Annotated in this window: 18 protein-coding genes; 5 read left to right on the forward strand and 13 right to left on the reverse strand. The window is 50.8% G+C overall.

Annotation, left to right across the window (positions count from 1 at the left end):
- Nucleotides 1-823: 823 nt before the first annotated feature.
- The gene (locus ACFQ1C_RS11215; RefSeq protein ID WP_379558704.1) at nucleotides 824-1,504 is read left to right on the forward strand and encodes an SDR family oxidoreductase; all 681 of its coding nucleotides are present in this window, start codon (nucleotides 824-826) and stop codon (nucleotides 1,502-1,504) included.
- A 50-nt stretch (nucleotides 1,505-1,554) separates the two neighbouring features.
- On the opposite strand, the gene ACFQ1C_RS11220 is transcribed toward ACFQ1C_RS11215, so the two are convergent.
- From ACFQ1C_RS11220 to ACFQ1C_RS11245, 6 genes are all read right to left on the reverse strand, one after another.
- Nucleotides 1,555-2,961, reverse strand: coding sequence for an FAD/NAD(P)-dependent oxidoreductase (locus ACFQ1C_RS11220; RefSeq protein WP_379558705.1), 1,407 nt, complete (start codon nucleotides 2,959-2,961; stop codon nucleotides 1,555-1,557).
- Nucleotides 2,951-3,268 (reverse strand): (2Fe-2S)-binding protein, encoded by a 318-nt coding sequence (locus ACFQ1C_RS11225; protein ID WP_379558706.1) that lies wholly within the window; start codon nucleotides 3,266-3,268, stop codon nucleotides 2,951-2,953. Before ACFQ1C_RS11225 ends, ACFQ1C_RS11220 begins: the two co-directional genes overlap by 11 nt.
- A 3-nt stretch (nucleotides 3,269-3,271) precedes the next feature.
- Complete coding sequence (locus tag ACFQ1C_RS11230) at nucleotides 3,272-4,375, reverse strand: NAD(P)/FAD-dependent oxidoreductase (protein WP_379558707.1); 1,104 nt, start codon at nucleotides 4,373-4,375, stop codon at nucleotides 3,272-3,274.
- A 16-nt stretch (nucleotides 4,376-4,391) separates the two neighbouring features.
- Nucleotides 4,392-5,165, reverse strand: a complete 774-nt coding sequence (locus ACFQ1C_RS11235; protein ID WP_379558759.1) for an ABC transporter substrate-binding protein — start codon at nucleotides 5,163-5,165, stop codon at nucleotides 4,392-4,394.
- Nucleotides 5,166-5,270: 105 nt separating this feature from the next.
- Nucleotides 5,271-6,197 (reverse strand): LysR substrate-binding domain-containing protein, encoded by a 927-nt coding sequence (locus tag ACFQ1C_RS11240; protein WP_379558708.1) that lies wholly within the window; start codon nucleotides 6,195-6,197, stop codon nucleotides 5,271-5,273.
- 321 nt (nucleotides 6,198-6,518) lie between these two features.
- Nucleotides 6,519-6,944 (reverse strand): OsmC family protein, encoded by a 426-nt coding sequence (locus tag ACFQ1C_RS11245; protein ID WP_379558709.1) that lies wholly within the window; start codon nucleotides 6,942-6,944, stop codon nucleotides 6,519-6,521.
- Between the two features lie 284 nt (nucleotides 6,945-7,228).
- On the opposite strand from ACFQ1C_RS11245, the gene ACFQ1C_RS11250 reads away from it, so the two are divergent.
- Nucleotides 7,229-8,350, forward strand: coding sequence for a baeRF11 domain-containing protein (locus tag ACFQ1C_RS11250; protein WP_379558710.1), 1,122 nt, complete (start codon nucleotides 7,229-7,231; stop codon nucleotides 8,348-8,350).
- A 122-nt stretch (nucleotides 8,351-8,472) separates the two neighbouring features.
- On the opposite strand, the gene ACFQ1C_RS11255 is transcribed toward ACFQ1C_RS11250, so the two are convergent.
- The gene (locus ACFQ1C_RS11255) at nucleotides 8,473-8,832 is read right to left on the reverse strand and encodes a hypothetical protein (RefSeq protein ID WP_379558711.1); all 360 of its coding nucleotides are present in this window, start codon (nucleotides 8,830-8,832) and stop codon (nucleotides 8,473-8,475) included.
- A 216-nt stretch (nucleotides 8,833-9,048) separates the two neighbouring features.
- Here ACFQ1C_RS11255 and ACFQ1C_RS11260 point away from each other — a divergent pair, with 216 nt between their 5' ends.
- From ACFQ1C_RS11260 to ACFQ1C_RS11270, 3 genes are all read left to right on the forward strand, one after another.
- On the forward strand, nucleotides 9,049-9,645 hold the full coding sequence (locus tag ACFQ1C_RS11260; protein ID WP_379558712.1) for a DapH/DapD/GlmU-related protein: 597 nt from the start codon (nucleotides 9,049-9,051) through the stop codon (nucleotides 9,643-9,645).
- Nucleotides 9,646-9,778: 133 nt separating this feature from the next.
- Entirely contained in the window at nucleotides 9,779-10,057 is a 279-nt protein-coding gene (locus ACFQ1C_RS11265; protein ID WP_379558713.1) for a type II toxin-antitoxin system RelE/ParE family toxin, read from the forward strand.
- Nucleotides 10,057-10,350: a HigA family addiction module antitoxin gene (locus tag ACFQ1C_RS11270; RefSeq protein ID WP_379558714.1), complete on the forward strand. Its 294-nt coding sequence runs from the start codon at nucleotides 10,057-10,059 to the stop codon at nucleotides 10,348-10,350. The genes ACFQ1C_RS11265 and ACFQ1C_RS11270 overlap by 1 nt, the downstream gene beginning before the upstream one ends.
- Nucleotides 10,351-10,427: 77 nt before the next feature.
- On the opposite strand, the gene ACFQ1C_RS11275 is transcribed toward ACFQ1C_RS11270, so the two are convergent.
- The 6 genes from ACFQ1C_RS11275 to napA form a co-directional block, all read right to left on the reverse strand.
- Entirely contained in the window at nucleotides 10,428-11,840 is a 1,413-nt protein-coding gene (locus ACFQ1C_RS11275) for an MBL fold metallo-hydrolase (RefSeq protein WP_379558715.1), read from the reverse strand.
- Nucleotides 11,841-12,372: 532 nt separating this feature from the next.
- Nucleotides 12,373-13,638: a group II intron reverse transcriptase/maturase gene (gene ltrA / locus ACFQ1C_RS11280; protein WP_379558716.1), complete on the reverse strand. Its 1,266-nt coding sequence runs from the start codon at nucleotides 13,636-13,638 to the stop codon at nucleotides 12,373-12,375.
- Nucleotides 13,639-14,406: 768 nt separating this feature from the next.
- Entirely contained in the window at nucleotides 14,407-14,544 is a 138-nt protein-coding gene (locus tag ACFQ1C_RS11285; RefSeq protein ID WP_379558717.1) for a TIGR02808 family protein, read from the reverse strand.
- Nucleotides 14,545-14,575: 31 nt separating this feature from the next.
- Nucleotides 14,576-15,151: a NapC/NirT family cytochrome c gene (locus ACFQ1C_RS11290; protein ID WP_379558718.1), complete on the reverse strand. Its 576-nt coding sequence runs from the start codon at nucleotides 15,149-15,151 to the stop codon at nucleotides 14,576-14,578.
- A gap of 26 nt (nucleotides 15,152-15,177) precedes the next feature.
- The gene (locus ACFQ1C_RS11295; RefSeq protein WP_379558719.1) at nucleotides 15,178-15,654 is read right to left on the reverse strand and encodes a nitrate reductase cytochrome c-type subunit; all 477 of its coding nucleotides are present in this window, start codon (nucleotides 15,652-15,654) and stop codon (nucleotides 15,178-15,180) included.
- A 96-nt stretch (nucleotides 15,655-15,750) separates the two neighbouring features.
- Nucleotides 15,751-18,243, reverse strand: a complete 2,493-nt coding sequence (napA, locus tag ACFQ1C_RS11300; RefSeq protein WP_379558720.1) for a periplasmic nitrate reductase subunit alpha — start codon at nucleotides 18,241-18,243, stop codon at nucleotides 15,751-15,753.
- Nucleotides 18,244-18,255 lie beyond the last annotated feature (12 nt).

The following is an 18,255-nucleotide window of genomic DNA, read 5'->3' on the forward strand; positions in this document are numbered from 1 at the left end:
AAATGAGAGGTATTAGTGTGATGCTGGATAAGTTGGGTTAATAGATGCTGATTTAAGGGCGCTTACGGAAGATTTTATTTTTTAGCCGTACATCCAAGGTCTGTTTATTAACTTGTGACAATCAGATCAGCAGTTTAATTTTCTTTGTATTTAATATATAAAGGGTGTCATTTAGCTCTTTCAAACCAGAACTTGACGCACATGAAAGGAAATTGCAAGCCAAAATTATTTTCTCGATACAATTTTAAATATCGAAAATATTAACTTTACTGAACAATAAATAGAAATGTAACATTTCATTAACCTGCAGGGGCGTTCTATCCATTTAAAGATCTCGGCTGTCTCTGTATTTTAGTCACTGATACATCGATTACCTCTACCTACAGGCAACTCCATAACATAGGGTCGGATGGAGGGATCTGCTCCACCGACCATCACATGACAGGGATGTCACGTGTTTGAGCGGCACATGGATGTGCTTGAGCGAGTCGGTGGAGTAGGCCCTTTATTCGGCCTTTAAACTGAGCAGCAAAGCAGATTCATTATTTAATTTATCTGCTATAAAAATCATCCTGCTACGCAGTCCCGCGGCTAAAGCGGCGGCTACAAAAGGCGGTGACCTGTAAAGTAAAGTTGACCGCCCTTACATTTAATATCACCTCATGCTCAGACTTGCCGATTACATCTACCCGCGGGCAACTCCATAACATAGGGTCGGATGCAGGGATCTGCTCCACCGACCAGCACATGACAGGACTTAACCTAGTGGCTATATAGAGCTAAAGTGAACTGGCTAAACTCCGCTGAATCGAGGATACACACCATGAAAAATGAAAAAATTGTACTGATCACCGGCGCCTCTAGCGGCATAGGAGCGGCCACCGTTGATAAAGTAATTGAAGCGGGACACAAAGTCGTTATTACGGCGAGAAGTACCGACAAACTCAATGAAATAGTCAAACGTTGGGGTGACGACAAAGTGTTGGCGGTAACGGCAGACGCATCCAAACTGGATGAGATAAAAAACGTGGTGGAAAAGGCCAAACAGAAATTTGGCAGAATTGATGTGGTGTTCGCTAATGCCGGCACCGGTGTTAACGCTCCAGGCATCGAAAATGGCGACCCAGATGAATGGAAAACCATGCTGGACGTCAATATCAATGCGTTATTGTTTACTGCAAAAGCCAGCTTGGCCTCGTTAAAAGAAACCCAGGGCCACTTTATTATTACCAGCTCCGTTGCCGGCAAGATAACCCTGAAAGGATCCGTGTATGGCGCCACTAAATGGTTTGCTTACGGATTCGGCCAAAATTTAGCAGCCGAAATGGCCGAATGGAATGGTCGTTGTACCACCATCTGCCCGGGCATGGTTAACACGCCCTTTTTTGATGAAGCCAAACCGGACAAATTAGACCCCAACGATATCGCGGATGCGGTGGTGTATGCGATTTCTGCCAATCCCAGATGCGATATCCGCGAAATTACCCTAATGCCAACCAGATAATGGGTTATTGAAACACTCCCACAGGACCGTGAGAGTGAGAAATTGGTTGGTTAAGCTGGCCGGTCTTTAACCGGCTCTGAAGGCTCATCTAGACTGGCCAGCTCGTTCAAGGTCAGGGGCTTTACTGGGGCGCGTAGGCGGTAATAGCCGCCCTGCTCTACTGCTTGCCCCTGCAATTTGGCCATCAGCTCCGAGACCACCAGCCCGCACTGGCGCCCCTGACAGGGCCCCATGCCGCAGCGGGTAAAGCTTTTCAGCTGGTTGGGCCCCATGCAACCCTGATGGACGGCACGGCGAATGTCGCCTAGGCTCACCTCCTCACAACGACACACCAGCACCTCGTCCTTCTCGGGCAAGCGCAGGGCGTCGGATGGCCGATAAAGCCGGTCGATAAAACGACGAAAAGCCGTTTCCCGCTTCAACTGACGACGATGCGGGCTAGCACTATCGTCGCGCTCGGCCGAGGTTTGACGGCCCAGAGTATGGGCAAGCTGCAGTACCGCCAGCCGCCCTTTTAGCGCCGCCGCCAAGGCGCCACCTATGCCCCCGCTATCACCGATAATGCGAATGTGCGGCTGCGAGCTTTGCCCCCAGTCATCCAGCACCGGTTGCCAGCACAGTTGCTGTTCGCTCCATTCGTGCTCACAGCCGCTGGCCATGGCTAGATTCACACTGGGCACCACACCCTGATGTAAGAACAGTTGCTCGGTTTCAAGATGCTGCTGCCGCCCGCCGGCTTTATAGGTCACTCGGCTCAACACGCCGTCTTCGGCGCAGGCAGCCAGCTCGGTCACCCCGCGTACAAAGGGAATGCCGGCGGCGCGAATGTCTCGCAGCAGTTTCAGTCCCTTCCACAGATACCCAGCCCCGCGCAGGGCACCGTCCAGCGCACCAAGGGCCTGACGATAGTTGGCAGCTGGCGTGGTATCCAGCAACGCCTTCACCTTGACCCCGGCCTGCAAATATTGCCACACCACCAGATATAGCAAGGGCCCACAGCCGGCAAACACGGCGCCGTCGGCCGCTAGGCCTGGGTTTTTTAGCAGTATTTGCGCTGATCCGGCGGTCATGACCCCGGGCAGAGTCCAGCCGGGGATGGGAAAGGGCCGTTCCTGAGCACCGTTGGCAATCATCACCTGACGCACCTGTATTGAGGCGGCCTTGCCTTCTCGGCTGTAATACACCCGGCCATCGCGGTCGAGCTGCCAAACTTGAGTATTCGACAAATAACGACAGCCGCTGTTGGCAACGTCGTCAGCCAGCGTACGCCCTGCATAATAGTCGGGCCCCAGAATGCGTGGGTTGGCCATTGAGGGCTGACCAATGTTGCGATAAATCTGCCCGCCAACTCGGGGTTGTTCGTCCAGCAGTACCGCCTTTAAGCCCAAACGACCCGCCTCAATGGCCGCCGCCATGCCCGCCGGCCCTGCACCGACAATGGCCAGATCAGCATCCATTATCGACCTCCTCTCCTGGTTCCTGCTCTTTCGACAAGGACAAACGAACGCGCATCTGCGGCTGCACCTCGGTCAAACACCCCTGTCGATTGGGGATGCCGTCGATTTCCACCAAACATTCAAAACAGACCCCCATCATGCAATAAGGGCCACGCGGACTGCCGGAAACTGGGCTGGCGCGATTGCTCTTGTAGCCGAGCGCCAGCAAGGCGGCGGCAACCGTATAGCCGGCGGGTATCTGCTGGGGTTGATCGTCAACATAAAAGGTCTGTAAGGGGCGCGGTTGCCGGCTGACATCCTTAAACATGGCTTAATCCTTGAATCGTTGAGGAGTGAAGGCATCCAGTAACGGGCTTAAACGAGGGGCCATCAGCATGGGAGCCAGCGTCAGGGCATGAACCGCCGCCAGAGTAACGCCGCTGTGAGAGCTAAAAGCATGGGCCCGCGGCCCCTGAGTCAGGTTTTGCTCATACACCGGATACCCATCCGGACTCATCACCCGGAGTGCTCCCCAGCCTCGCACTATGTTCCGGTGACGCAATGCGGGCAGCAACGAAATGGCGCGCCGGGCCAGCTGCGCCATCACCTGCGGGGTATTGCCGTCATCCAGACCGACCTGCTCGGATGAATCACCAATCTGGATCGACCCCTCCCCAGTCTGGCGCAGGTAGATGGACGGATAATTCAGTAATTTGGGCAAGCGTTCGGTGATCAATAGCTGACCCCGCTGGGGAGTCAGAGGCTGCGACAAGCCGACCATGGGCGCCAGCCGATGATTATCGAGCCCCGCCGCCAGCACCAACTGCTCGGCCCGTATCGGCCCCTGCTCCGTATGCAGCACAAAGCCATTATGGGTGGTTTCTATGTTCAGTACATGATGACGAGGTCGGTAGTGGCCACCTTTAGCCAGAAAGCCCGCCTGCAGGGCGCGCAGCAGATACAGCGGGTTAACGTGACCGTCGTTGGGCGAGTAGCAAGCACCGGGAATATTAACGTTGATATGGGGCTCCAGCCTAGCCAGCTGCCCGTGGTTTAGAAACTGGAATTCGAAGTCACCGTCACTGACTGCTGCCTGTTGCGCCAGCTCGAGCCGATAGGCTTCTAGCTCCGGCTCATCTAGGCAGTAATGAATACCGCCACGCTGGATAAACTGCACATCGATGCCGGTCAGCTCGGTCAGTTCGGCGGCAAAGTCAGGCCACAATCGGCAGGAGTCCAGGGTCCAGCGGGCATAGGCCGGAAAGTCCGCCCCCTTGCCCTGCACCCACAGTAGTCCGAAATTGCCCCGAGCCGCCCTCAGCCCCTGGTCTCCTTCGTCCAGCATCAGCGTCTCTATGCCTTGCCGAGCCAAGCCATAACCTAGCGCCGCCCCCACCATGCCACCGCCGATAACGACTACCCGGCTATCCCTCATGCTTAGCCACCTTTATTTAGCCACCATAGATATCGAAATCGAAATACTTGTCCTGAATTTGCTGATAGACACCGTTGCTACGGATGGCCTTAATGGCATCATTTAATTTTTCGCGCAGCGCATCATCCTGCTTGCGAACCGCAATGCCTACCCCCTCACCAAACCATTGCTTGTCGGTAATGAGCGGACCGGTAAAAGCGAAGTCGCCGCCCTTTTCCTTCTCCAGCAACCCACTTTCAATGGCCGGAATGTTGTTGAACACCAGGTCGACACGACCGGAAATCAGATCCAGAAAGGCATTTTCAGGAGAGCCGTAACGTTTGATATCTACCCCCTCAAAATTATCTTCGACGTATTTTTCATGGGTGCTGGAGCCCTGTACGCCCACTGACTTTCCTTTAAGACCCGTTTTGTCAAAACTGAGTTCGGTTCCTTGCTTTGCTACGAAGCGGGACGAAATCTGATAGTACTTATCGGTGAAGTCGACCTTGAGCTTGCGCTCCTCGGTAATTGACATGGAGGCGACGATGGCGTCAAACTTTCGCGACAGCAACGAGGGGATCATGCCGTCCCATTCCTGTGTGACCAGGGTACATTTTACCTGCATCTGCTCGCAAAGGGCGTTGGCCATGTCGATATCAAACCCTTTCAGTTCCCCCTCCGTGGTCGTCCAGCTATAAGGGGGATAGGCTCCTTCCACCGCAACCCGCACCTGCTTCCACTCCTTGGCACTCACCGGCCCTGCGATCATTATGCTCGCTGCAGCCAGGCCAATTATCTTCATTTTCATCATGCACTCCTTGTCATCGGTGACAGACGCTTGTCAGTGCTCAATTTATAGGTGCGTCTGTCGCCGGAGGCCAATGCCGTTTGCCACACAAGGTATGATCAAATGTTATAGCTTGTCACTCGGATCACAACGCAACAGGATCCCGGCGGCCTCAGCCTGGCTGAAAAGGGAGTCAACAAAGGCACGCGCCAAGTCGGATACCGGACGAAAGGCGGGATAGAGGATCTGGAACCGATAGGGAATACGCGGTTTAAAGTCGCGAATAACGATGTTCAAGCCGCTGCGCTGCGCATGCAGGGCGGTAAAGGGGTCGACCACCGCCACGCCCACCCCTTCGGCCACCAACAATGCCGCGACCGAGGCGAAAGAGACTTCAACGACATCTAGGCTATGGATGCCGGCTTGTTGTAGCTCCCTATCCAGTACCTGCTGGGCCGAATCGCTGTTTTCATAACGGATAAAAGGTACCCCAGACAGATCTGCCGGCGTCAGATAGGCCGCCGTTGCCAATTTGCTGTCCGCTGCAACAATACAAACGCAATCTCCCCACACCGGAATGGCCGTCACGCTGTCGCTGTTTATCTCGGTATCGGCGAAGCCCAGATCACAAGACTGGATCTCGGTGCGCCTGAGCACCTCTTCCGAGCGATAGCTCTTCAGCGACGCCTTGAGCCCGGGGGTTTCTCGCATCAGATGCCCGAGAATCGCCGGCAGAAAGCTGTTGGACAGCATGGGAAAGGCGGTGATGTGCAGGCTGCCATGATGCTGCTCGGCAATGTCTCGCGCACTGTGTTCAAGGTGTTCTAGTGCCAAGAACGCCTTGCCTACTTCCTGATAGAAGGCCCGCCCCTTGTCGGTGGGAACCAGCCGCCCCCGTATGCGCTGAAACAAGGCAAAACCAAGCTGATGCTCAAGGCTTGCCACCAGTCGGCTGATGGCCGGCTGGGTAACATGAATATGCGCCGATGCCGCCATCATGGTGCCAAGCTCATAAACGGCCTTAAAAGCGTTGAGCTGTTGAAACTTTATCATCGAGCACATCCCTTTCTGTCACTGTTATCCACTGGCTCACATTGACACTCATGTTAAGTGGTTGCGAGTCGAAAGAGTAGTGCCCTTTATAGGCTGATACGGTGAGTGTCATTAGCCCAAAGCGTGTCGGTGGAGTAGGCCATTGACACGACCTTTATAGGAAATAAAAGCAGACTATTTATTTAGTGCGATTGGTATTAGATCGCGGCCTAAGCTCCGCAGTCCCGCCAGCTAAAGCGGCGGCGACAAAAGACTGAGATCTGCAGGTATTGCGTGGGAACGAGAAAATACGGGTGCCTCGCCTGAGGCACCCTGTGCGCGTTAGCTTTGTAGCGTGGCGTCTAGCGTAATGTCAGCATTAAGTAGCTTGGATATAGGGCAGCCCACCTTGGCTTTACCGGCTATTTCATCGAACTTGGCCTGATCGATACCGGGAATGCGCGCGGTCATTTCTAGATGTATCGCGGTTACGGCAAAACCATCACTCTGTTCTTCTAGCGTGACCGTGGCTTTGGTGTCGATGCTGTCTGGGGTAAAGTTTTCTTGGCCCAGCAACATAGAAAATGCCATAGAGAAGCAACCGGCATGGGCCGCACCAACCAACTCTTCCGGATTGGTACCGGGTGCATCTTCAAAACGAGTATTGAAACCATAAGGATTTTCTTTCAAAGCGCCGCTCTGGGTCGAGATAGTACCTTTGCCCTTTTTAAGGTCGCCTTCCCAGTGAGCTGATGCAGTCTTTTTCATGATGTGTCCCCTCTTTAGACTTCAAGATGAAAGCCGACCTGATGGCCGACTTCCCAGACTTGTTTGGACAACACAAAACCGTGTTCGGTTCATCGAGTTAATCTGACACCTTTGATCCGCTAATATTGCTACAAATATCAGATGTGTACGAGTTTCAGCATGAGCAAGTTTAGGAAAAATTTAAAAATTGACGGCTCGCACGCAAAGATAAGTGTAGGTGTTTATTCCGCGGCCCCATGTGCTATGTTGGACAGTCGAGAACTTGGACTTACAAGGGGCTTTAAATGTATTACGTGGACATGCCTAGTACCGAAGAAATCGGTGATCTCAACCTGATGCGCTCTGATGCCTGCATCTCAATCTACCTGTCAACCTCGCCGCTTAGCCGCGAGAGTAAGCAGAGTCGCACTCATCTTAATAGCCTATTCAAAAAGGCCATTACCCAGCTTGAAGCCACCGGCTTCGATAAACGACAACATATTCAAGCATTACAAGATCAATTTGATGACCTGTTAGCCGATGACGTATTCTGGGAACATCAAACCAACAGTCTGGCAATTCTGGCCACACCAGTATCACTGCGTACCTACCGCTTGGCGAACAAGCTCAGCGATATTGTTGAAGTGTCTGATCGCTTCCATCTTAAACCGCTACTACGCGCGATTACCTTTCGCCATGCCGCACATATTTTAGCGCTGTCAGAAAATGCCGTACGACTCATCGAAATATCTCCTGATGCTCCAGCTCGGGTCGTTGATGTACCCAATCTACCCACCGATGCAGCAGATGCCACTAATAAGCTAATCGACAAAGATTTTAAGGGCAGCGGCCACCGCCCTGGTGGACCAGGACAAAAAGCCTATTTGACCAACTATGTGCGCAAAATTAATGCGGCACTTAGGCCGATACTGACGCATAGCAAACATCCATTACTGTTAGCATCAACCAAGCCGTTAGCCTCTTTGTTCCGCTCACTAAGTTCAACTACCGTATTACCAGACATTATTGCGGGTAACCCTGAACACTTAAGCGAAGCAAACTTAGAAACCGCGGCCCGACCGCTACTCGACGCCCATTACGCCAGCATTATTGCTAACTTTCATCGTTTGTTTGAAGATCGCACCGGCCAAAACCGCACCACGACTGATATTTCCAGTGCGGCACGGCTCGCCACCTTCGGCGGTATCGAACGATTGCTGGTTGATATTGACGGCGTCGTCGATGGCTTTGTTGACGATGAAACAGGAGAAGTTATCTTTGATGCCGAGAGCGATGCGATGAATTATGGCATCGTCGATGAAATCACCTGTCGTGCTTTGCGCACCGGTGCCAAGGTCATGGCGGTTCGCAAACAGGATATTCCAGGCGGCCACGATTTGGCGGTAATTGCACGCTATCCCGTCTAACCCACGCCAGCTTAAATAACGCTAAGCTAACTATCGCCAAATATGGCTAACAGATAAATCTCAGACACAAAAAAGGGTTAGCTAAGCTAACCCTTTTTCTTGCAACTTTTACACTGCCGCCGTTACTTGGTTTCGTAATCGACGCTGTATTCGATGATGTCGTTATGTTCTAACTCGATGTCTACTTCAACACTCTCTTGCTCTTTAACGAACAGCAGCTCAACGTCGTCGTCATCGGCCTCTTCGCGGCTAAGCTCAAAACCCTTATCGGTGTAGAAGGCTTTCACCTGCTCACTAATAACAAGCAAGGTGCCATCTGGTATGTTTGCTTCCAATTCAAAGCCGCCAAACCATTTCTTTTCGGCTTCAACCACCTGGGCATTATCCGGCACAAAAATAAGATCTGGAATCGGGTCTTGGGCAGCATGTGCGGTGAATGCAAAAGTCGCAGTAGTCAGTGCTAACATGATTTTAGTTTTCATGGTTGCTCCATTGAAGTGTGAACTTGGGGAACATAAAGAAGGGGAGTGCCCTGCTGTTGATATTACTCCATTCCTAGTGCTTGGTGTGTGAAAATATCAGCTTGTTCGCTCTGCTCGCAATGAGCTGACATGGTGAGTGTGATTGGCTCGAAACGGGCCGGTGGAGTAGACTCTTTGCCCTAGCTTTATAGAGACACTAACAGGACATCTCCGTTTATGAGCGAACATAAGTTGATGAGTAAGGATCACACTGGAATTTTCGACAGAATGCTTGCTGGCGGTGTCATTGCAAACGATGATCCGGAAATGAAAAAGGTCTGGGCTCAAATATCCAGAACCATCAAGTTATCAGCAGAGCTGAATAGTTCAACTAATGTGAATCAAAGCAGAGGCCGTTTGAGTGAAATCATTAAAAGCCAGATAGATACCAGCACCATCATCTTTGTGCCGTTTTATACCAACTTTGGTCAACACATAACAATGGGCCGTAATGTGTTTATCAACCACGATTGCAGCTTTCTGGATATGGGCGGAATTACCATTGAAGATAATGTTCAGATAGGCCCAAAGGTAAGCCTGATTACAGAAAATCATCCGTTAGCTCCCTCGCAAAGAAAAGACCTTGACCTTAAATCCATTGTTATCAAAAAGAACGCTTGGTTAGGTGTGGGAGTGACCATATTGCCCGGTGTGACGGTGGGAGAAAACGCGGTGGTGGCCGCCGGCGCCGTAGTCACTAAAGACGTGCCAGCCAATACCCTAGTGGCGGGTGTTCCAGCCAAGGTCATTAAAACAATAACTGAAGATAAATAGTTACAAGCGACTAAAAAACACTCCCACTCGGGTCGTGGAGTCGTGACCGTAACCTGTTCTTAAGTACCGCGTTGTTCACCGACCACAACGCAACAGCATTGCGCACCGGTGCGCAACACGCTACACTCGATGCATGATTAAAACATTCAAGCACAAAGGCCTTAAGAAGTTCTTTGAGACAGGCAGTAAAGCAGGTATTCAGGTTAAACATGAGAGCAAGCTAAGGATGCAATTGGCTGCTATTGACACCGCAAGCATTATCGATGACATGAATTTACCCGGTTTTAATCTTCACCCTTTAAAAGGAGATAGAAATGGAGTCTGGTCAATTACAGTTAACGGCAACTGGCGTGTTACTTTCGAGTTTGTTGATGGTAATGCATACATTCTAAATTATGAGGATTATCATTAATGTCTATGTATAACCCCCCACATCCAGGTGAGTTTATCCATCATGTTTATATGGAACCATTTGGCTATAGTTGTCGCTTTGTAGCAAAGCAGCTTGATGTTGCCGCTTCAACATTAAATCGCGTGTTAAAAGGGACCAGTGCCGTCTCTCCTGAAATGGCGCTGCGACTTTCAAAAACTCTAGGCCGCACGCCTGAAAGCTGGCTAACCATGCAAGACAATTACGATTTATGGCAAGCAAAACAGAGTCTTAATCTAAGCAACGTTCATACTATCGACTTCTCTTTGGCGTAGTTTCACCGCCGCATTATTGGCGCCCTTCCATTAGGGCGCCAATTTTCATTCTACAGCTTGCTCTTATCCGACAACCTTTATCCAACATCCTCAGTAAGCGGGATCACTACCTCAACGCTTGACATCATTGCTTGCAGCTTGGCCTGCAAGGCAAGTTTGGCGTCGGTTTCGCCGTGCACTAAGCGAATTTGCTTAGGTGGTGGATCGATAGCCATCGCAAAGTTGATTAAGTCAGTTTGTCCGCCGTGGGCCGAGTAGCCGTTTAGCTTGTGTATTTGGGCGTTAATTTCAAAACGCTCACCGTCTAATTCTACCCAAGCGTATTCATCAGGCTCGTCTGCCTCACCAAAGCGCGGTCCACTTTCTACTATCACTCGTCCTGGAGTGTCTTCGGCCTGAAAGCCGACAAAGATTATATCGTTGTGCGGGTTGTCTAATAGCGCTTTTAAATAGTTGACCACGCGTCCGCCGGCACACATGCCGGAGCCGGCAATGACCACCGCGGGTTTATCGGAGTTGGTGATATTTTCAACGCAGATCAAGTGATCTTCATGGCTATCTACGATGGTTAACTGATCAAACGCCAGCGGATAGCGACCTTGTTTCAGCACCTTGCGCGCATCTTCATTCCAGTAGGATTTTAAACTGCGATACAGCTCGGTAATTTTGATCGCCAACGGCGAGTCGAGGATAATGTTTAGCTTATTCCAGGGCACATTAGGTGCCGCCAAGTCTTGGCCAAAATCGTGAATGATGCTTTCCAGTTCATATAATAAGTCTTGGGTGCGCCCCAAGCTAAAAGCCGGTATCAAGACAGTGCCGCCATCGGCAAAGGACTGTTCAATCTCCGACTTCAAGCGCAAGCGCCGATCGACTCGGCTTTCGTGATCCATATCGCCATAGGTGCTTTCCAGCACCAAGACATCACAGCGCGTAGGCGGTGTCGCTTCCATGATGAGTGGCGAGTGTGGCGCACCGATATCACCACTAAAAATAACCCGCTGCCCCGCGGCTTCACACTCCACATAGGCCGAGCCTAAAATATGCCCTGCATGCTGAAACCTGAACTTGATGTCGGTGCCCAGCAGTGACTGCCACTGTTCATAAGGGAGCGGCCGAATTTGGCGCTTCATCTGCTTTAATATTTGCTTATCCTGCTGCTTGCTGTACTTATCATTAAACTTGAGCGCATCTTCCAGCATCGTGGGCAACAGCTGGGCCGAGGGCTCGGTGCAAAAAATGGGACCTTTAAAACCGGCTATCAACAAATATGGAATGCGCCCCACATGATCCACATGCACATGAGTTACCACAAGTGCGCGAATGTGCTCAATTTCAAAGTCTATATCCAAGTCTTCTCGGTAGTCCGTACCTTGAAACAAGCCGCAATCAATTAATATTCCCGAGTCCCCTACCCGTAACTCATGACAAGAGCCGGTAACACCCAACACGGCCCCATGATGTTTAATTTCGATATGTTTGGTCATCATTACGCCCTCAACTTAGAGAAGTATTCCGCTGACACAAGCTTAGCAACGATGGGGAATATTAAGTGATCATGGAAGATAGCGCCAAGCACCAAGTTAAACACCCAAACCGCCTGCATATTCAGTCTTTATTTCGCCTATCACTTTTGCTTGGGTTGCGCGTTCATCCGTTGCGAAAAATATTTTAAAATCCCGCTGAGGCGGGACTGCCAGCTAAAGCGGCAGCCTACAAAGGTCACAGGATCGAGGACTTATATTTAACTTATAGCGTACAGCTGACGGCTTAAAGCTTTGTTTTAGCCCTTACCATTAAAGGTCCTTTTCAGATCTGATCTCTATTTTTCCGTGTTCTTCCGTGTATTCCGTGGCGAAAAAAGGGTTTGGTGTCGATAGTTTAAATCGTTCCACCTGCGGCGAAATGCGAGAGCAAGCGTTCGCCTACAAAAAACATCGGGTAGGGTGAGGATTACTCCTCATCCCTCCCACAGAACCGTACGTACGGACCTCGTATACGGCTCCTGCATACTTTTATCTCTTAATATATCAAGGCGAGTTGACCTGTCTTAATCCTCGTCAGATTAAACAAGCCTTTCTCATCGAACCATGCATTTGGCATCGCGTAACTCGCAAGCGGACTCGCTGAGCTTCGCCATGATCCCATCTTGATACGCTTAAAACGTCCTTTATATCCCAGCTGCCGCAGTCGTTTGTGCAGGCGAGTCGGACGTTTCCAATGCACCAACTGGATACAGCGCAACCGGCGCCGGATCCACTGCATTAGTTTGACGTATTCGCGACTACTGTTAGCAATCCTAAAGTAATAACCGAATCCACGTAGTACCGCGTTCAACTCGCTGATTATTCGGCTAAGTTGACTGCCTCGGTTACGTTTCGTCAGTGCTTTTACTCGTGTTTTAAGTGAGATGAGCTTCTTTTCTTGGATACGGGTGTAATGCGTACTGATTTCTACACCCAAGAACTTAACACCCTCGTCGCTGTGCGCGAGGTGCGTTTTCCGCTCATTCACTTTCAGTCTAAGATCACCTTCCAGTAGCTGAGTCGCCACTCGTTGGGCTTGCTCGGCTGCCACCCGTGAGCCACACAGAATAAGGATATCATCCGCATAGCGCACAATACGGTGGTTACGTCGCTTCATTTCCTGATCAAATTCATCAAGATAGACGTTAGCGATCAGCGGACTGATCACCCCACCTTGTGGACTGCCGACTCGAGTCGCTTCCCATTGACCGCTCACTATCACCCCACTTTGCAGAAACTGTCTCAGTAAGTTCAGTATGCTGCTGTCTGCCACACGCCGTCGAAACGCCTTGATGATCAGCTCATGATCGAGCATATCGAAGCACTTCGATAAATCCATGTCGACTACCCATCGTCGATGGTACTGACGAATAAACAGCGTCGCCTTGGAAATGGCTTGATGACAACTCCGACCCGGTCGATACCCATAGCTCGATGGGTGAAACTCCGGATCGAAAATAGGGTTTAGAATATCCAGCAGAGCTTGCTGGACAACACGGTCCCGCACTGCGGGGATCCCCAATAGACGTATGCCGCCATCCTCTTTCGGGATTTCGACACGCCTCACGGGTAACGGTTGATACCGTTTTTCTCGCAGTTCGTTCAAGAGCAGTTCGAGGTTTACATCCAGTCTCGAGGCGAAGTCGCTTAGGCTCTGCCCATCTATTCCGGCCGCGCCTTTCGCTTTCCACACCTTTTTGAATCCGGAGTACAGCGCCTGCTTTGACAGCAAACGACCATACAGACTGTAATACACTCGCACCTTTTCTCCTCGCAGCGTGCCTATCCTCGCCTCACTTCATCGGTGATGAACGCTTGGCAACGGCTGACCGGCGTACTAGCTCACTGGCAATCTACCGGCTCGTTCGTTGCTACTCTCTTGTGCGGCCCTGTCATTCAGTGTTGCGGCTCCCCGCATTACCGACTGAAGGTGCCCTGCCTCGTCAGGCAGCTTGTGCACGTCACCCAAGAAGTGCGACGCGGTGTCACGCGTTTAAAGTATGCTTCACCCCTTCGCAATGATGGGTGCTTTTGGCAACCCACCACTCCAGCAAACATGTTGTCGCTGATCGGCCCCGTTTTCTCCTCCACACCCTTACGGGCTTTCATCGGCAGGGCCTTACTCACTACTACGGGTTCATCTGCCACCTCACATCCACAGTCGCCTCGAGTCACCTCTTGTGCGACTGCGTCCGGCACGAGACCGGAATTGATGCCAGGCTTCCCCAGTTATTGCACTGGCTCCCTGTTAGATATGCCACCCTCAAGCACAGCATTGGTCTGACTAAGTATTGGGCTTTGCGCTATTTTGCACGCTTACCCACCAACACTGCCGAAACAGGTTACGGTTAGTTGTGTACATCTAACTTCCTATGGCTTCCTTCAGACCCCACCGTTGGCCAGTGACGCCCTTGCCATTCAGATTATCTTCCCCTTAGTCCGGGTGATAAGGCTTCTTTCAGCCTATCGGGTTTGCCAGCTTTGCTGGGCAAACAAAAAAGCGGGAAGGTTGCCCTCCCCGCTTTTTCTGTTAGTCAATCTGCTTATCTTTGGTCACAGACAAGATGCTAATGCACACTACTGCGATAGCAAGAAACCCACCTAAGATAATCACCGGCATGGCGGCATAACCTAATATATGCCAGATAACGTATTCTAAAGTACTCATTCGTTTCCCCTCTTATTTTAATTCGAGGTGCTTATTGCCAGCCAGCTACGTATCTCATGTCCGGCAGTTTATGGGCAATCCCTTTATGGCAATCAACACAGGTTTTATCGCCAACAGCCAAGGCGGTAGAGTGTTGACTTACCGCACGCGGGCCTTGCTCTGAGAAGTCCATATAGTCGAATTGATGACAGTTACGACACTCTTGTGAGTTGTTGTCTTTCATTCGTTGCCATTCTCGGTGTGCTAAATGCCCACGGCGTGCTTTGAATTTTTCATCGGTATCAATGGTGCCAAGAAAGTGAAAGGCTAGCTCTTTTGATGCTTGTACTTTACGCACAATTTTATCGGTCCAGTCATGAGGTACATGACAGTCTGAACAGATGGCACGCACACCCGAGCGGTTAGAGTAGTGAATGGTTTCACGAATCTCTTTTACGATGGGCGCGTGACAGCTTGAACAAAACGCTTCGGTATTAGTGGCTTCCATTCCGGTGTTAAACGCCCCCCAAAATAACAAGCCTCCGATAAAGCCCATCAACAAGACCACGCCTGCTGCGGCCTTACTGGGGGTGGATAAACGCTTCCAAAATCTTTTTAATATTTTCATCGCTCTCACTCTTTAGTCGCGTTTTATTAGCGCAATGAATCAACGCTCAGGAAGGTGCTATCAACCAAAGGTTTTGCGTCTGCTTGGGGTACATGACATTGCAAACAGAAGTAACGGCGCGGCGATACATCTGACAGCACCTGTTCTTGACGATTTACATAGTGAGTCACGCTAATTTTGGTGGCGCCCATTTCTTTGGCATTTTTCCAACTATGACAAGACAGACACTTGTTGGCGTTTAACGACACCTCATAGTTACGAATAGTATGGGGCACCAAAGGCGGCTGATACACATAGCTACTGTCTAAGGTGTGATCTCTTGGGAAGCGCTTAAACTCATCCGCAGGGCGAGTGGTTTCTATTTCACTTAAGCCTCGTAACGAGGCCACGCCACCAATGCCACCTGGGTTAGCAGCAGTTGAGGCGTTGGCTGGCTCTTCTGCGTGCACTGCACCAAACAGTAATGTAGTGGCTGCAAGCAGTGCCATCATGATTTTTTTCATAACCTTCTCCGATTCCTTTTGAGTCACCCATAACACCTAAATGAGTGGGTGGGTGACTGTCGGTCTAAATGCTTAGCCTGTTAAATTGACTGAGAACTACACACTCGCGACCTTGGTTATCTTCACCGGACACTTTTTGTAGTCAGTCTGTTTAGAAAGCGGATCGGTGGCATCCAAGATCAACTTGTTGACCAGAATGCGCGCATCAAAGAAAGGTACAAACACCAAGCCTTGTGGCGGGCGGTTACGTCCACGAGTTTCTACACGCGCTCGCACTTCACCACGAGGCGACTGAATTAACACTTCGTCTCCGCGGCGTAGATTACGAGACAGCGCATCATCGGGGTGGATATAGCAATTCGCATCCGGCACCGCTTTATATAGCTCGGGCACACGACGGGTCATGGTACCTGTATGCCAATGCTCCAACACTCGCCCCGTACATAGCCACATGTCGTATTCGTCATTAGGCACTTCTGGTGGCGCTTCATAAGGTGCTGAAATAATTAGCGCTTTACCATCGGGCTTACCGTAAAAGTCTCGGCCTTCACGCTTGGCGTACGGGTCATACTCTGGGTTGAAACGCCACAAGGTTTCTTTGCCATCCACCACCGGCCAACGTAAACCTCGCACTTGGTGATAAACATCGTAGGGGGCTAAATCGTGCCCGTGACCACGACCAAATTCGGCATATTCTTCAAACAAACCTTTTTGTACGTAGAAGCCGGCGGCTTGTGCATCGTCGTTTAGTTCTTGTGCTTCAGACAGTGGGAATTTATCTACGTTACCGTTGGCAAATAAGATGTCATACATGGTTTTGCCACGTAGCTCGGGGACTTGGGACATCAATTCTTCATCCCACACTTCTTCTATCTTAAAGCGCTTGGCGAATTCCATCATTTGCCAAAGGTCAGACTTTGCCCCTTCTACCGGCGATACTTGTTGGTACCACACTTGGGTACGGCGCTCGGCATTACCATAGCCCCCTTCTTTTTCTACCCACATGGCGGTCGGCAAAATGAGGTCTGAAGCTTGCGCGGTCACGGTGGGGTACGGGTCTGAACAAACGATGAAATTGTCTGGGTGTCGGTAGCCCGGTAAACGGTCGGTGTTGATGTTTGGGCCCGCTTGCATGTTGTTGTTACACATCACCCAGTAGGCATTCAGTACGCCGTCGTTAAGCATACGGTCTTGCTCTACCGCATGAAAACCCGGCTTCGGTGGAATGGTGCCTGCCGGTAACTTCCAGATTTTCTCGGCAATTTTGCGGTGTTCAGGGTTAGCCACTAATAAGTCGGCTGGCAAACGGTGAGAGAAGGTACCCACTTCACGCGCCGTACCACACGCGGAAGGCTGACCGGTTAACGAAAATGGGCTGTTACCCGGCTCGGATATTTTACCGGTCAATAAATGCAGGTTATACACCAAGCTTTGCATCCACACGCCGCGCGTATGTTGGTTCATGCCCATGGTCCACAGCGACATGACTTTGGTTTTGGGGTCCGCGTATTGCTGGGCAAGTGCAATTAAGTCTTCGGGCAGCACGCCAGACATTTCATGGGCTTTTTCTAGTGTGTAGGGTGCGACCGATGCCTTATATTCTTCAAACGAAATGTCTGACATATCGCCTGAGTTAGGGTTCTTCGCGCTCACTTGCAAGGGGTCTTCATCACGCAAGCCATAGCCAATATCGGTGGCCGCTTGTTTAAAATGGGTGTGCTTGGTGACAAAATCCCAATTCACCGCATCATTTTCAATGATGTAGTTAGCAATAAAGTTGGCAATGGCCAAGTCAGACTGCGGGTGAAAAATCATGCCGCGGTCGGCTAGCTCAAAGCTGCGGTGGTAATAGGTGGAAAGCACGTTCACTTTAACGTGGGAATAGCTCAAACGACGGTCGGTGATCCGCGTCCACAATACGGGATGCATCTCGGCCATATTCGAGCCCCACAGCACGAAGGAGTCGGCGTGTTCGAAGTCGTCATAACAGCCCATCGGCTCATCGATGCCAAAGGTACGCATAAAGCCGACTACGGCAGACGCCATACAGTGGCGAGCGTTAGGGTCTAGGTTGTTTGAACGAAAGCCCGCTTTCATCAATTTAGAGGCGGCGTAGCCTTCCATGATGGTCCACTGGCCAGAACCAAACATGCCCACACTGGTGGGGCCTTTTTCTTTAAGGGCTTTTTTGAATTTCTCGGCCATCACATCAAACGCCTGATCCCATGATACGGGTTCAAAGTCGCCGTCTTTGTCAAACTGACCATTCTTCATGCGCAGTAAAGGCGTGGTTAAGCGGTCTTTGCCGTACATGATTTTAGACAGAAAGTAGCCTTTAATGCAGTTTAACCCTTTGTTTACTGGGGCTTCTGGGTCGCCTTGGGTGGCTACCACGCGGCCTTTTTGGGTGCCGACTAACACCGAGCAACCGGTACCACAAAAACGACAGGGGGCTTTGTCCCATTTAATGGCGGTTTCATCGGAGCTGACGATTAAATTGGTGGCGGAAGCTGGAAGGGTGATCCCTGCTACTGCTGCGGCAGCTGCTGCTGCATTTGCTTTTACAAACGCACGTCTAGTTATTTTCATAATTCATCCTTG

It is taken from the genome of Oceanisphaera ostreae (assembly GCF_042676125.1).
Taxonomy (GTDB): Bacteria; Pseudomonadota; Gammaproteobacteria; order Enterobacterales; family Aeromonadaceae; genus Oceanimonas; species Oceanimonas ostreae.

Coding starts and splice junctions, on each gene's coding strand:
- ACFQ1C_RS11265 (WP_379558713.1), top strand. CDS start 9,779: ATGATTAAAACATTCAAGCACAAAGGCCTTAAGAAGTTCTTTGAGACA.
- ACFQ1C_RS11230 (WP_379558707.1), bottom strand. CDS start 4,375: ATGAGGGATAGCCGGGTAGTCGTTATCGGCGGTGGCATGGTGGGGGCG.
- ACFQ1C_RS11225 (WP_379558706.1), bottom strand. CDS start 3,268: ATGTTTAAGGATGTCAGCCGGCAACCGCGCCCCTTACAGACCTTTTAT.
- napA (WP_379558720.1), bottom strand. CDS start 18,243: ATGAAAATAACTAGACGTGCGTTTGTAAAAGCAAATGCAGCAGCAGCT.
- ACFQ1C_RS11240 (WP_379558708.1), bottom strand. CDS start 6,197: ATGATAAAGTTTCAACAGCTCAACGCTTTTAAGGCCGTTTATGAGCTT.
- ACFQ1C_RS11215 (WP_379558704.1), top strand. CDS start 824: ATGAAAAATGAAAAAATTGTACTGATCACCGGCGCCTCTAGCGGCATA.
- ACFQ1C_RS11270 (WP_379558714.1), top strand. CDS start 10,057: ATGTCTATGTATAACCCCCCACATCCAGGTGAGTTTATCCATCATGTT.
- ACFQ1C_RS11220 (WP_379558705.1), bottom strand. CDS start 2,961: ATGGATGCTGATCTGGCCATTGTCGGTGCAGGGCCGGCGGGCATGGCG.
- ACFQ1C_RS11260 (WP_379558712.1), top strand. CDS start 9,049: ATGAGCGAACATAAGTTGATGAGTAAGGATCACACTGGAATTTTCGAC.
- ACFQ1C_RS11290 (WP_379558718.1), bottom strand. CDS start 15,151: ATGAAAATATTAAAAAGATTTTGGAAGCGTTTATCCACCCCCAGTAAG.
- ACFQ1C_RS11275 (WP_379558715.1), bottom strand. CDS start 11,840: ATGATGACCAAACATATCGAAATTAAACATCATGGGGCCGTGTTGGGT.
- ACFQ1C_RS11255 (WP_379558711.1), bottom strand. CDS start 8,832: ATGAAAACTAAAATCATGTTAGCACTGACTACTGCGACTTTTGCATTC.
- ACFQ1C_RS11295 (WP_379558719.1), bottom strand. CDS start 15,654: ATGAAAAAAATCATGATGGCACTGCTTGCAGCCACTACATTACTGTTT.
- ACFQ1C_RS11285 (WP_379558717.1), bottom strand. CDS start 14,544: ATGAGTACTTTAGAATACGTTATCTGGCATATATTAGGTTATGCCGCC.
- ACFQ1C_RS11250 (WP_379558710.1), top strand. CDS start 7,229: ATGTATTACGTGGACATGCCTAGTACCGAAGAAATCGGTGATCTCAAC.
- ACFQ1C_RS11245 (WP_379558709.1), bottom strand. CDS start 6,944: ATGAAAAAGACTGCATCAGCTCACTGGGAAGGCGACCTTAAAAAGGGC.
- ACFQ1C_RS11235 (WP_379558759.1), bottom strand. CDS start 5,165: ATGAAAATGAAGATAATTGGCCTGGCTGCAGCGAGCATAATGATCGCA.